This is a genomic window from Microbacterium sp. CFSPD4_SD4 (assembly GCF_057364585.1).
This window is the reverse complement of record NZ_JBNFOC010000001.1, coordinates 548,269-561,005: the sequence shown is the minus strand read 5'-3', so window position 1 is coordinate 561,005 and position 12,737 is coordinate 548,269. Positions and strand designations below refer to the sequence as shown.

At 69.5% G+C, this 12,737-nt stretch carries 13 protein-coding genes; 11 read left to right on the top strand and 2 right to left on the bottom strand.

From position 1 onward, the window contains the following. The gene (locus AC2W7E_RS02825) at nt 1-984 is read right to left on the bottom strand and encodes an ABC transporter permease (protein ID WP_025103697.1); all 984 of its coding nucleotides are present in this window, start codon (nt 982-984) and stop codon (nt 1-3) included. A 211-nt stretch (nt 985-1,195) separates the two neighbouring features. On the opposite strand from AC2W7E_RS02825, the gene lepA reads away from it, so the two are divergent. Then, nucleotides 1,196-3,094, top strand: a complete 1,899-nt coding sequence (lepA, locus tag AC2W7E_RS02820) for a translation elongation factor 4 (protein ID WP_485988490.1) — start codon at nt 1,196-1,198, stop codon at nt 3,092-3,094. A 95-nt stretch (nt 3,095-3,189) separates the two neighbouring features. Here the strand turns inward: lepA and AC2W7E_RS02815 are convergent, their stop codons facing one another. Next, nucleotides 3,190-3,510 (bottom strand): GIY-YIG nuclease family protein, encoded by a 321-nt coding sequence (locus tag AC2W7E_RS02815; RefSeq protein ID WP_315107333.1) that lies wholly within the window; start codon nt 3,508-3,510, stop codon nt 3,190-3,192. 197 nt (nt 3,511-3,707) lie between these two features. On the opposite strand from AC2W7E_RS02815, the gene AC2W7E_RS02810 reads away from it, so the two are divergent. The 10 genes from AC2W7E_RS02810 (at nt 3,708) to era (ending at nt 12,692) form a co-directional block, all read left to right on the top strand. Continuing rightward, complete coding sequence (locus AC2W7E_RS02810) at nt 3,708-4,361, top strand: DUF1990 domain-containing protein (RefSeq protein ID WP_025103695.1); 654 nt, start codon at nt 3,708-3,710, stop codon at nt 4,359-4,361. Continuing rightward, nucleotides 4,361-5,578 carry a radical SAM family heme chaperone HemW gene (hemW, locus tag AC2W7E_RS02805; protein ID WP_485988489.1) on the top strand — a complete coding sequence of 406 codons (1,218 nt, stop codon included), beginning with the start codon at nt 4,361-4,363 and terminating at the stop codon, nt 5,576-5,578. Before AC2W7E_RS02810 ends, hemW begins: the two co-directional genes overlap by 1 nt. Nucleotides 5,579-5,687: 109 nt before the next feature. Further along, a complete protein-coding gene (gene hrcA / locus AC2W7E_RS02800) occupies nt 5,688-6,719 on the top strand; it encodes a heat-inducible transcriptional repressor HrcA (RefSeq protein ID WP_025103693.1) in 1,032 nt (343 codons plus the stop codon). 36 nt (nt 6,720-6,755) lie between these two features. After that, on the top strand, nt 6,756-7,868 hold the full coding sequence (dnaJ, locus tag AC2W7E_RS02795) for a molecular chaperone DnaJ (RefSeq protein ID WP_025103692.1): 1,113 nt from the start codon (nt 6,756-6,758) through the stop codon (nt 7,866-7,868). 2 nt (nt 7,869-7,870) lie between these two features. Further along, nucleotides 7,871-8,599, top strand: coding sequence for a 16S rRNA (uracil(1498)-N(3))-methyltransferase (locus AC2W7E_RS02790; RefSeq protein ID WP_126892961.1), 729 nt, complete (start codon nt 7,871-7,873; stop codon nt 8,597-8,599). A 37-nt stretch (nt 8,600-8,636) separates the two neighbouring features. After that, complete coding sequence (locus tag AC2W7E_RS02785; protein ID WP_060922187.1) at nt 8,637-8,984, top strand: HIT domain-containing protein; 348 nt, start codon at nt 8,637-8,639, stop codon at nt 8,982-8,984. Between the two features lie 46 nt (nt 8,985-9,030). After that, nucleotides 9,031-10,056 (top strand): PhoH family protein, encoded by a 1,026-nt coding sequence (locus tag AC2W7E_RS02780; protein ID WP_231919667.1) that lies wholly within the window; start codon nt 9,031-9,033, stop codon nt 10,054-10,056. After that, entirely contained in the window at nt 10,053-10,514 is a 462-nt protein-coding gene (gene ybeY, locus AC2W7E_RS02775) for an rRNA maturation RNase YbeY (RefSeq protein ID WP_025103688.1), read from the top strand. The genes AC2W7E_RS02780 and ybeY overlap by 4 nt, the downstream gene beginning before the upstream one ends. Then, complete coding sequence (locus AC2W7E_RS02770; protein ID WP_025103687.1) at nt 10,511-11,803, top strand: hemolysin family protein; 1,293 nt, start codon at nt 10,511-10,513, stop codon at nt 11,801-11,803. The genes ybeY and AC2W7E_RS02770 overlap by 4 nt, the downstream gene beginning before the upstream one ends. Then, on the top strand, nt 11,796-12,692 hold the full coding sequence (era, locus tag AC2W7E_RS02765) for a GTPase Era (RefSeq protein ID WP_062635160.1): 897 nt from the start codon (nt 11,796-11,798) through the stop codon (nt 12,690-12,692). Before AC2W7E_RS02770 ends, era begins: the two co-directional genes overlap by 8 nt. Nucleotides 12,693-12,737 lie beyond the last annotated feature (45 nt).

Below are 12,737 nucleotides of genomic sequence, written 5' to 3'. Positions count from 1 at the left end.
TCAGCTCACTCTCACGCGCGGGTCGAGGACGACGACGGCGATGTCGGCGAGGATGGCGCCGATCGCCGTGAGGACCGCACCGAAGGCGGCGATCGCGACGGTTCCGTGGATGTCGTTCTTGGTGATGGTCTCGATGAAGTACCGGCCCATGCCGTTCCACGCGAAGATCGTCTCGGTCAGGACCGCTCCGGTGAAGATCGCGGGGATCGTGAAGGCGACCTGCGTGGCGACGGGGATGAGCGACGTCCGGAGCGCGTGCTTGCGGATGGCCTGCTGCTTGGTCAGGCCCTTCGCGCGGGCCGTGCGGACGTAATCGGCGTTGATGTTGTCCAGCAGGAGCGACCGCTGCAGGAAGTGGATGCTCGCGTACCCGGTGAGCACCAGCGCGATCGTCGGCAGCGTCAGGTGTTGCAGCACGTCTATGAGGGTGGGGAAGAAGCCCTCGACCCCTTGGCTGGCGTTACCGGTCACGTAGAAGATGCGGGTGCCGGTGGCGTTGTTCAGGCCGATCGCGAGCAGGACGATCGCGAACGCCGCGACGACGATCGGGATGTTGAGCGTGATGATGCTCGTCGCCTGGCCGATGCGGTCGGCGAGCTTGTACTGCCGAGACGCGGTGTACACGCCGAGCGCGATGCCGAGGACCGTCGTGAGGATCGTCGCGCCGAGGACGAGCTCCGCGCTGACCCACATGCGGTAGGCGACCTGCTCGTTGACGGATCCGCCCGTCGGGCTCACGCCCCAGTCCCAGCGGAGCAGGATGCCGGTGAGCCACGTCCACCACCGCTCGATGAGCGGGACGGTGTCGCTCAGGTTGCGGGGAGCGAGGGTGTTCACGATCTGCTCTTCGGTGAGCGGAGGGCGACGACCCACGTAGTTGCTGCGCGGATCGAGGAAGCCCCACGCGAGGAAGTAGGTGAGGTTCGTCGCGACCACGATCATGAGCAGCCAGCCGAGGGCACGGCGCGCGAGGTACTTGATCAAGGGGGATTTGTCTTTCTCTTCTCCAGACGCGCTCGGGGTCTGCCGACGCAACGCTGAGCCGGGCGGATGATCGGGTTTCATCCGCCGTTCCGCGCGACGCGACAGCCCTCACGGAGTCTGTGACGGAGTCGTATCGCTTACGGGATCCGGTGTCACGGATTGATCCCGGGCAACTTCGGGAGACTATCACCGATACGCACGAATGGGGATTATGAGGACCCTCACCGTAGAATCGACGGGACATGTCCCACGCGCTCTCACCCCGCTTCAGCCTGCCGCGACGCCGGCTGCGCAGATCCGTAATTTCTGCATCATCGCCCACATCGACCACGGCAAGTCGACCCTGGCCGACCGCATGCTCCAGATCACCGGCGTGGTCGCGGAGCGGGACATGCGCGCCCAGTACCTCGACCGCATGGACATCGAGCGGGAGCGGGGCATCACGATCAAGAGCCAGGCGGTGCGGATGCCGTGGGCCCTGGGGCAGGCGCAGGGCCCGGACGAGGTGTTCGCGCTCAACATGATCGACACCCCCGGTCACGTCGACTTCACGTATGAGGTGTCCCGGTCGCTGGCCGCGTGCGAGGGTGCCATCCTCCTCGTCGACGCCGCGCAGGGCATCGAGGCCCAGACGCTGGCCAACCTCTACCTCGCGCTGGAGAACGACCTCCACATCATCCCTGTCCTCAACAAGATCGACCTCCCCGCCGCAGACCCCGAGAAGTACGCGAAGGAGCTCGCCTCGCTCATCGGCGGCAAGCCGGAGGACGTGCTGCGCGTGTCCGGGAAGACGGGAATGGGGGTCGAGGATCTGCTCGACCGGATCGTCGAGGAGATCCCGGCTCCGGTGGGGGATGCGGACGCACCCGCGCGGGCCATGATCTTCGACTCCGTGTATGACGCCTACCGCGGCGTCGTCACCTACGTGCGGATGGTCGACGGCAGCCTCTCGCCCCGCGAGCGCATCCAGATGATGTCCACCGGCGCGAACCACGAGGCCCTCGAGGTCGGGGTGTCGAGCCCGGAGCCCACCCCGACCAAGGGTCTCGGCGTCGGCGAGGTGGGCTACCTCATCACCGGCGTGAAGGACGTGCGGCAGTCGAAGGTCGGCGACACGATCACGAACGCGCGCAAGCCCGCGGCGGAGGCGCTTCCCGGCTACACGGACCCGAAGCCGATGGTGTTCTCGGGCATCTACCCGATCGACGGCAGCGACTACGCGGAACTGCGCGAGGCGCTGGACAAGCTCAAGCTCTCCGACGCCTCGCTGCAGTACGAGCCGGAGACCTCCGTGGCGCTCGGCTTCGGGTTCCGCTGCGGCTTCCTCGGCCTGCTGCACCTGGAGATCGTGACCGAGCGCCTCTCGCGCGAGTTCGGCCTCGACCTCATCACCACCGCCCCGAGCGTGATCTACGAGGTCGTGACGAGCGACACCGGCGAGACGGTGACCGTGACGAACCCGAGCGAGTACCCGGACGGACGTATCGGCTCGGTGTCGGAGCCGATGGTGAAGGCGGCGATCCTGCTGCCCAAGGACTACGTCGGCACCGTCATGGAGCTGTGCCAGTCGCGGCGCGGCACGCTGCTGGGCATGGAGTACTTCTCCGAGGAGCGCGTCGAGCTGCGCTACAACATGCCCCTCGGCGAGATCGTGTTCGACTTCTTCGACCAGCTCAAATCCAAGACGCAGGGCTACGCCTCCCTGGACTACGAGCCGTCGGGGCAGCAGGAGGCCGACCTGGTCAAGGTCGACATCCTCCTGCAGGGCGAGAAGGTCGACGCGTTCAGCTCGATCGTGCACCGGGACAACGCCTACGCCTACGGCACGATGATGGCGGAGCGGCTGCGCAAGCTCATCCCTCGCCAGCAGTTCGAGGTGCCGATCCAGGCCGCGATCGGTGCGCGCATCATCGCCCGGGAGACGATCCGCGCGATCCGCAAGGACGTGCTCGCCAAGTGCTACGGCGGTGACATCACCCGCAAGCGCAAGCTCCTCGAGAAGCAGAAGGAGGGCAAGAAGCGCATGAAGATGGTGGGCCGCGTCGAGGTGCCGCAGGAGGCGTTCATCGCCGCGCTCTCCGGCGACGTCGAGACCAAGGACAAGAAGTAGCCCGCTGGGTCGCTGAGCCTGTCGGTCCGCGTTGGGTCGCTGAGCTTGTCGAAGCGCGTCAGCCGTCGTTGGGTCGCTGAGCCTGTCGAAGCGCGTCAGTCCGCGTTGGGTCGCTGAGCTTGTCGAAGCGCACCATACGACCTCGACAACGACGGAAGGTCCTCCCACCGACTCTCGATCAACGCAATCTTCTTCCGACGACTCCATCCCTGGATCTGCTTCTCCCGGAAGAAGGCCGCGTCGACGGTGTCGAAGTGCTCCGCGTAGACCAGCGCCGCAGGCCTGCGTCTCCGGGTGAAGTTCGCGGCGAACGCGTCGTCGTGGTTGTGCTCCCAGACGCGGGCTTCGAGGTCGCCGTTCGTGCTGCCGGTGTAGAAGCTGCCGTCACGGCATTCGAGGATGTAGGTCCATGGCATCGGGCCATCCTGGCCGAGGGGTGTGTGGGTTTCCCGGGGCGTGGGGGATCCCTTCGACAAGCTCAGGGACCCAGCGTTGTGGAGGAGCCCTTCGATAGGCTCAGGGCCCCAGCATCAGGGGCCCAGCCCTCCCGGGGATGTGACGGCGTGCGGCGCGGGGGGTGTTCGCTCAGGGAACCCGAAGTAGGCTGGATCTCATGCGGCGCGGGACTTTCCGAGACGACACGGTGGACTATGCGGCCGTGGGTGCGACCCACGCCCCCGATCTGATGCAGTACCCGCCGGAGCGCAGCATCCCGGCGGAGGAATCCTGGCGGATCGGCAGCGGCGAGGAGCGTTTCCAGACGGCCGGCGAAGCCCTGCTGTCGTGGACGGCGCAGCGTGCGGCCGGGCTGTCTGTGGAAGACGTCCGCCCTGCTCCCGGCCCCGCCTATGCGGGCGTGAGCTTCGACGCCGAGGGCAATCCGATCGCGCCGAGCAAGCGGGATGTGGAGCCGCGCTACGACGCCGAGGGGATGCCCTTCGTGGGCGCGGGCATGACGCTCCACCTCCGCGGTCGCGTCGGCGGCATGCGCGCCGACTCCGAGCTCCGTGTGATCTCGGTCACCGAGGAGACCCGGCGGATCGGTTTCGTGCTGGGCACGGTCGGGGGCTCCGTTGTGAGCGGCGAGGAGTCGTTCGACGTGGACTGGCGCGAGGACAACGACGAGGTCTGGTTCACGGTCCGGGCTTTCGACGCCCCGAACACGCTGCTCTATCGGCTCGTCCCGGCCCTGATGAAGCGCCGCCGTCGCGAGCTGTTCGCGCGCTACCTCCGCGCGATCTCCCCGCTCTACGCGACTCCGGTGTGATGGCGGGACCACTTCCGCTCGGGGATCCGGCGCCCGCGGACGGGCGACTCCCCGCCGACCTCCCGATCTCCGCCGAGACGCCGTTCTCCGCCTACCTGCACATCCCGTTCTGCCGCGTGCGCTGCGGCTACTGCGACTTCAACACGTACACGTCCGGTGAGCTCCGCGGGGCGAAGCAGGAGGACTACGCGTCCACCCTCATCGGCGAGATCGCCCTCGCGCGTACGGTGCTGGACGACGCCGGAGCGCTGCGCCCGATGGACACGGTGTTCTTCGGCGGCGGCACGCCCACGCTGCTTCCCGCGGGGGACCTCGCCCGCATGCTGGGAGCGGCCACCGCGGCGTTCGGTCTCGCACCGGGCGCGGAGGTCACCGTCGAGGCCAACCCCGATACCGTGACCCCGGAGGTCGCGCGCATCCTCGCCGAGGCGGGGGTCACGAGGCTGTCCATCGGCATGCAGTCCGCCGTCCCGCACGTCCTCGCCGCGCTCGACCGGACGCACCGCCCCGAGAACGTCCGCACCGCCGTCGCCGCGGCGAAGGAGGCAGGACTCGCGGTCAGCGTCGACCTCATCTACGGCGCACCGGGGGAGAGCCTCACCGACTGGGAGGCCTCGCTCGACGCCGCCCTCGCCCTGGAGTCCGACCACGTCTCCGCGTATGCCCTCATCATCGAGGACGGCACGAAGCTCGCGCGACAGATCCGTCGCGGTGAGGTGCCGACCCCGGACGACGACCTGCAGGCGGACATGTACGAGCTGGCGGACGAGCGCCTCGCCGCCGCCGGGTTCGAGTGGTACGAGGTCAGCAACTGGGCCCGCAGCGAAGGGCAGCGGTCGCGGCACAACCTCGCGTACTGGCGGGGGAGCGACTGGTGGGGCTTCGGTCCCGGCGCCCACAGCCACGTCGCCGGACTCCGGTGGTGGAACGTCAAGCACCCGGCGGCCTACGCGCAGCGGCTGGCCGCCTCGTCCTCGCCGGCGGCCGGGCGCGAACGTCCGGACCCGGAGGCGCAGACCCTGGAGCGCATCCTCCTCCTCAGCCGCATCCGTGAGGGGATCGCGGTGACCGACGTCCCGGAGCAGAACAGGGACCGCATCGCCGGCCTCATCGCCGACGGTCTCATCGATGCGCCGGCGGCGATCCGCGGGCGCGTGCAGCTCACGCTCCGCGGCCGCCTCCTCGCCGACGCCGTCGTGCGCGAACTGACGGATTGAGCGGCTCCACCGGCGCTGCCCCGCCTTCGGAGATCTCCCGGTCGCAGGAGGTAGGATTGGCACTCAGGGCAGCAGAGTGCCAGCATCCGGTCGGCGGGAAGGGTAAGCCATGGTCACAGAGCGAGGGCTGCAGGTCCTCCGCGCGATCGTGCAGGACTACGTCGAGACGCACGAGCCCGTGGGCAGCCGTTCCATCGTCGACCGGCACTCGTTCGGGGTCTCGGCCGCGACCATCCGCAACGACATGGCGCAGCTGGAGGACGAGGAGCTGATCACGGCTCCGCACACGTCGTCCGGGCGCGTCCCCACGGACAAGGGCTACCGGGTGTTCGTCAATCACCTCGCCCAGCTCCGTCCTCTCTCCACCGCTCAGCGTTCCGCCATCGAGTCGTTCCTCGCCGACCCGGCCGACCTCGACGACCTGATGGTCCGGACCGTCCGCGTCCTCACGCAGCTCACCGGCCAGGTCGCGCTGGCGCAGTATCCGTCGTTCGCGCGGGCGCACGTGACCCACGTGGAGCTCGTGACGCTGGCCCCGAACCGGCTCCTCACGGTCCTGGTGACGGACGCCGGTGGGGTGTCGCAGCGGATCACCGCTCTGCCGGACGCGATCGACGAGGCCGACCTCGCCGTGCTGCGCGCGCGGCTGTCCGCCCTCATCACGGGGCAGGCGATCGCGGCGGCCTCCGACCGGCTGCAGGCGCTGCTCGCCACGGAGGAGACGCCGCAGGATCGCGTGCTCCGCACCCTCGCCGGCGTCGTGATCGACGAACTCGGCGGCTTCCGGCAGGAGCGGCTCGTGATGGCCGGAGCGGCGACCCTGGCGCGGCGCGAACAGGACTTCCGCGGCAGCATCCACCCCCTCCTCGAGGCCATCGAGGAGCAGGTCACGCTGCTGCGGCTGATGAGCGAGATGGTGCCGGACGAGCACGGCCTCGCGGCGAGCATCGGCACCGAGAACGCCTCCTTCGGGCTCGGCGAGGCGTCGATCGTCGCCAGCAACTACGCGGCGCCTTCGGGGACCGCGCGGGTCGGCGTCATGGGCCCGACCCGGATGGACTATCCGAGCAACCTCGCGGCAGCGCGGGCGGTCGCCCGCTACCTGTCACGCATGCTCGACGACGACGAGGCCGGCCGCTGACGCGGCCCCACGGAAATCACACGCAGAAAGGCGATTGTGGCGGACCACTACGAGGTTCTCGGGGTGTCCCGGGACGCTTCCACCGACGAGATCAAGAAGGCGTATCGGCGCCTGGCACGGCAGCTCCACCCGGACGTGAATCCGGGGGAGGAGGCTGCGGAGAAGTTCAAGCTCGTCACGCACGCCTACGACGTGCTCAGCGACGAGGAGTCGCGCCGCCGGTACGACATGGGCGGCGGTGACGGCGCGAACAACTTCGGAGGCTTCGGAGGCTTCGGCGACATCTTCGAGACGTTCTTCGGCGCGTCGCAGGGTGGCGGACGCGGCGCCCGTCCGCGATCGCGGCGAGAGCGCGGTCAGGACGCGCTCGTCCGGGTCACCCTCGATCTCGGCGATGTGGTCTTCGGTGCGCACCGCGACATCGAGGTCGACACGGCCGTGCTCTGCGAGACCTGTCAGGGCTCGTGCTGCCAGGAGGGCACGTCGCCCGTCACCTGCGACATCTGCGGCGGCACGGGGCACGTGCAGCGTCAGGTGCGGAGCCTTCTCGGCAACGTCGTCACCTCCCAGCCGTGCGGCACCTGCGAGGGCTACGGCACGACCATCCCGTACCCCTGCGGCACCTGTGGCGGGCAGGGACGCGTCCGCTCGCGCCGCACGGTGTCCCTCGACATCCCGGCGGGCGTCGAGACCGGACTGCGGCTGCAGCTCCCCGGCTCCGGCGAGGTCGGCCGCGCAGGCGGCCCGAACGGCGACCTCTACGTGGAGGTCACGGTCAACCCGCACCCCGCCTTCAGCCGTGACGGCGACGACCTGCTCGCCACGCTCGAGGTGTCCATGACCGACGCCATCCTCGGCACCGAGACCTCGATCGAGGGACTCGACGGGGAGGTCGACCTGGAGATCCGCGCCGGCGTGCAGTCCGGTGACGTGCTGACCATCAAGGGCCGAGGCATCACGCCGCTGCGCGGCACCCAGCGCGGCGACCTCCGCGTCGGCGTGCAGGTGGTCACCCCCACCAAGCTCGACTCCGCGCAGCGCAAGCTCATCGAGGACTTCGCCAAGAAGAACAAGGCGCCGGGCCCGCAGCTCGCGCAGTTCCAGCAGGGCCTGTTCTCCAAGCTGCGCGACCGGTTCCGCGCCCACTGATCGTGGCGCTGCACTTCCTCGTCGAATCCGCGGGTGATGCCGCGGTGGGCGGCCTCGTCTCCCTGACCGGGGCCGAGGCGAAGCATGCGGCCGTCGTCCGGCGGCTGCGCGTCGGCGAGGCCGTCACGGTCGGTGACGGTCGGGGCATCTGGCTGACGGGCGTGGCCGAAGCGGTGTCGCCGTCGCGCGTCGATGTCCGGATCACCGCGCGCGTCGAGCACGAGCCGGCGAGCCCGCGCCTCGTGCTCGTGCAGGCGCTCGCGAAGGGCGACCGCGACGAGCTCGCCGTTCAAGCCGCGTGCGAACTGGGCGTCGACGAGGTCGTGCCGTGGCAGGCGGGCCGCAGCGTGTCGCGCTGGGAGGGGCCGAAGGCGGTGAAGGGACGTGAGCGGTGGGCGACGATCGTCCGCGAGGCCGCGAAGCAGGCGCACCGTGCCTGGGTACCCGAGGTGGCCGCCCCGGAAACGACCGCACAGCTCGCGACCCGCGCGGCGACGCAGCGCGTGCTCCTGCTCGACCCGACCGCGACCGCGCGGCTCTCCGCCCTGGTGCCGGATGACCGTGACCTGGTGCTCGTGGTGGGTCCGGAGGGCGGGATCGCTCCGGAGGAGCTCGAGAAGCTCACCGCCGCGGGCGCCGAACGCGTGCTGCTCGGCGACACCGTGCTGCGCACGTCCACGGCGGGCCCCGCGGCCATCGCCGTGCTGTCCGCGGCCCTCGGGCGCTGGTGACCGGCCGCGCCTCGCGTCCCCCCAGTAAGCTGAGAGCATGAGCGAACCCTCGATCTTCACGCGCATCCTCACCGGGGACATCCCCGGGGAGATCCTGCTCGACACGGGCCGCGTCTTCGCGATCCGCGACATCGATCCGCAGGCGCCGCTCCATGTGCTCGTCATCCCCAAGACCGAGGAGTACCGCGACGTGACCGAGCTCGCGGCCGGGGATCCCGCGCTGCTGGCCGAGATGGTCGCCGCCGCCAAGCGCATCGCGGAGGAACACGCCAACGGCGAGTACCGCCTCATCTTCAACAACGGCGCGAGCGTCGCGCAGTCCGTCTTCCACGTGCACGCCCATGTGCTCGGCAACCTCGAGGAGAACAAGCTCGTTGGCTTCTGACGATCAGGAAAACGTCACCGAACGGCTCTACGCCGACGGCGTCGCGATGGTGCAGCTGCTCGGTCCGCAGGACCGGCTGCTGCGGATGCTCGAGCGCGAGCACCGCGACGTGCAGGTGCTCGTCCGCGGCAACGAGATCACGCTCACGGGCGCGCGCGAGGCCGTCGCCAAGGCTAAGACCCTCGTCGACGAGCTCCTCACGATGACCAAGGCCGGGCACGATCTCGCCCCGAGCGACGTGTCCAGCTCGGCGCGCATGCTGCGTCAGGACGGCGGCCCGCGGCCCAGCGAGGTGCTGGGCGAGGCGATCCTCTCCACGCGGGGCAAGGTGATCCGGCCGAAGACCCTCGGTCAGAAGGAGTACGTCGACGCGATCGAGGAGAACACGATCGTGTTCGGCATCGGTCCGGCCGGAACGGGCAAGACCTACCTGGCGATGGCGAAGGCCGTCCAGGCGCTGCAGCGCAAGGAGGTCACCCGCATCATCCTCACCCGTCCGGCGGTCGAGGCGGGGGAGCGCCTCGGGTTCCTCCCCGGCACGCTCACCGACAAGATCGATCCGTACCTGCGGCCGCTCTACGACGCGCTCAACGAGATGATGGATCCGGAGATCGTGCCGCGCCTGATGGCGACGGGCACCATCGAGGTCGCGCCCCTCGCGTACATGCGCGGACGCACCCTCAACGACTCCTTCGTCGTGCTCGACGAGGCGCAGAACACCACGCCCGAGCAGATGAAGATGTTCCTCACGCGTCTCGGGTTCGGCACGAAGATGGTCGTCACCGGCGACATCACCCAGGTCGACCTTCCGCAGGGCGCCTCCGGCCTCCGCCTGGTCACCCGGGTGCTCGACGGCATCGACGACATCCACTTCTCCCGTCTCACCAGCGACGACGTGGTCCGGCACTCCCTGGTGGGGCGCATCGTCGACGCCTACAGCGAGTACGACGAGCGGCGCGTGGCGCAGCGGGCCGAGCGCGAGCAGGCGCACGAGTTCGCCAACCGCGCCGAGCGCCGCGGCGCCCAGCGACCCGGACCACGCGACCGCATGCCGAAACGAGGGCTCTCATGATCGAGATCAACAACGAGTCGGCCATCGATGTCGACGAGACCGTGCTGCAGCGGCTGACGGACTTCAACCTCGCGCAGCTCCACGTCAGCGCGGACGCCGAGGTGGCCATCGTGCTCGTCGACGAGGGCGCCATGGAGGCGCTGCACGTGCAGTGGATGGACGAGCCGGGGCCGACCGACGTCCTGAGCTTCCCGATGGACGAGCTCCGGCCCGGCACCGAGGACCGTCCGACGCCTCCCGGGCTGCTCGGCGACATCGTCCTCTGCCCGCAGGTCGCGGAGACGCAGGCGCAGGCCGCCGGCCACACCCTCATGGACGAGCTCATCCTGCTCACGACGCACGGACTGCTGCACCTGCTCGGGTTCGACCACGCCGAGCCGGATGAGGAGCGGGAGATGTTCGGGCTGCAGAAGCAGCTCATCCAGGGCTTCGCCGCGTCCGAGCGCCGTCGGCGATGACGGAGCTGCTGCTGCTCGTCGCCGCGGTGCTGCTGGTGGCGTTCGGCGGCCTCATGGCCGCGATCGACGCGGCATACGGCGTGACCTCGCGCGCTGGGCTGGAGGACATGGCCACCGAGGGACGCCGTGCGAAGGCCCTCGGGCGCATCGCCGCCGACCTCGACGCGCACGTCAACGCCGTCGCCTTCATCCGTGTCCTCGCGGAGGTGACGGCCGCCGTGCTCGTCACCGTGGCGTTCACGATCGTCTTCGAGAACATCTGGTGGGCGATGCTCGCCGCCGCCATCCTGATGACCGGCATCACCTTCGTCCTCGTCGGGGCGAGTCCGCGGACGTTCGGTCACCAGCACGCCGAGAGCATGATCCGCGGGAGCGCGGCCATCGTGCGCGGACTCCGGATCATCCTCGGTCCCATCGCCCAGGGGCTCGTCGTCCTCGGCAACCGTGTCACGCCGGGGACCGGACGCAGTTCGTTCTCCAGCGAGGACCAGCTGCTGAGCATGGTCGACGAGGCCGCGTCCAACGACCTCATCGAGGAGGACGACCGCGACCTCATCCACTCGGTGTTCGACTTCACCGACCAGTTCGTCCGGGCGGTGATGGTGCCGCGCACCGAGATGGTCACCGTGGGTGCGGAGGCGACGACTGACGAGGCCATGTCGCTCTTCCTTCATCGCGGGGTGTCCCGCATGCCCGTCGTCGACGATGAGGCCGACGACGTCGTCGGGGTGCTGTACCTCAAGGACCTCGTGCAGTTCGCGTACCGGGACGACAGCGCCTGGCGCGCGGCCTCCATCCGTCCGATCGCCCGGCCGGCCACGTTCGTCCCCGAGTCGATGCGCGCGGAGACGCTGCTGCAGCAGATGAAGCGCGACGCCGTGCACGTCTGCCTCGTGATCGACGAGCATGGCGGGATCTCCGGCCTGGTGACGCTGGAGGACCTCATCGAGGAGCTCGTGGGGGAGATCTCGGACGAGTACGATCAGGTGTCCGCCGAGTTCGTCGACCTGGGCGACGGCCGCTATCGCGTGAGCTCCCGGCTCTCGCTGGAGGACGTGGGCGATCTGTTCGGTCTGGAGCTCGAGGACGAGGACGTCGACTCCATCGGCGGCCTGCTCGGCAAGACGCTCGGCCAGGTCCCGCAGCCCGGTGCGACGGCGACCGTCCACGGGCTCGTGCTCACCGGAGGCGCGTCGCGCGGCCGGGGGCGCGGGATCGCGACGGTGTTCGTGGAAAGGGCAGCAGAGCCCGAAGAAGTGCAGGATGAAGGAGAGCGGCGCGATGACTGAAGACACCCGGAGCGGGTTCGTGACCTTCGTCGGGCGGCCGAACGTGGGCAAGTCCACGCTCACCAACGCCCTGGTCGGCGAGAAGATCGCCATCACCAGCGAGAAGCCGCAGACCACGCGCCGCGCGATCCGCGGCATCCTCAACCGTCCGGACGGGCAGCTCGTCATCGTCGACACCCCCGGTATCCACAAGCCGCGCACACTCCTCGGCGAGCGGCTGAACGATCTTGTCGAGCAGGTCCTGGGCGACGTCGACGTGATCGGCTTCTGCGTGCCCGCCACCGAGAAGGTCGGTCCCGGCGACCGCCGGATCGCCGCCTCGCTGGACGGCTACCCGCGGGCGCAGAAGATCGCCATCGTCACGAAGACCGATGCTGCCGGGCGCGATGAGATCACCGAACGACTCATGGAGGTGGACTCCCTCCGCGAGGACTGGGCGGCGGTGATCCCGCTGTCGGCGCTGACGCGGGATCAGCTCGAGGTACTGGCGGACGAGATCCTGCAGCTCATGCCGGAGGGGCCCGCGCTCTACCCCGAGGGCGTCACCACCGACGAGTCCGCCGAGGACCGGATCGCGGAGATCATCCGCGAGGCCGCCCTCGACGGCGTGCGCGACGAGCTCCCGCACTCGATCGCCGTCGTCGTCGATGACATCGCCCCGCGCGAGGACAGCGACCTCACCGACGTGCATGCCTCCATCGTCGTGGAGCGGGACAGCCAGAAGGCGATCATCATCGGCCACAAGGGCAAGCGCCTCCGCGACGTGGGAGCGCGCGCCCGCGCCGGCATCGAGGAACTGCTCGGGACCCGCGTCTTCCTCGGGCTCCATGTCAAGGTCGCGAAGGAGTGGCAGCGCGATCCGAAGCAGCTCGGGCGGCTCGGGTTCTGACATGCCGGGCAGCAGGACGTCGGAGGCGGCGGGCCGACCGCCGAC

Coding starts and splice junctions, on each gene's coding strand:
- AC2W7E_RS02810 (WP_025103695.1), top strand. CDS start 3,708: ATGCGGCGCGGGACTTTCCGAGACGACACGGTGGACTATGCGGCCGTG.
- ybeY (WP_025103688.1), top strand. CDS start 10,053: ATGATCGAGATCAACAACGAGTCGGCCATCGATGTCGACGAGACCGTG.
- lepA (WP_485988490.1), top strand. CDS start 1,196: ATGAGGACCCTCACCGTAGAATCGACGGGACATGTCCCACGCGCTCTC.
- hrcA (WP_025103693.1), top strand. CDS start 5,688: ATGGTCACAGAGCGAGGGCTGCAGGTCCTCCGCGCGATCGTGCAGGAC.
- hemW (WP_485988489.1), top strand. CDS start 4,361: ATGGCGGGACCACTTCCGCTCGGGGATCCGGCGCCCGCGGACGGGCGA.
- AC2W7E_RS02815 (WP_315107333.1), bottom strand. CDS start 3,510: ATGCCATGGACCTACATCCTCGAATGCCGTGACGGCAGCTTCTACACC.
- AC2W7E_RS02780 (WP_231919667.1), top strand. CDS start 9,031: ATGGTGCAGCTGCTCGGTCCGCAGGACCGGCTGCTGCGGATGCTCGAG.
- era (WP_062635160.1), top strand. CDS start 11,796: ATGACTGAAGACACCCGGAGCGGGTTCGTGACCTTCGTCGGGCGGCCG.
- AC2W7E_RS02785 (WP_060922187.1), top strand. CDS start 8,637: ATGAGCGAACCCTCGATCTTCACGCGCATCCTCACCGGGGACATCCCC.
- AC2W7E_RS02770 (WP_025103687.1), top strand. CDS start 10,511: ATGACGGAGCTGCTGCTGCTCGTCGCCGCGGTGCTGCTGGTGGCGTTC.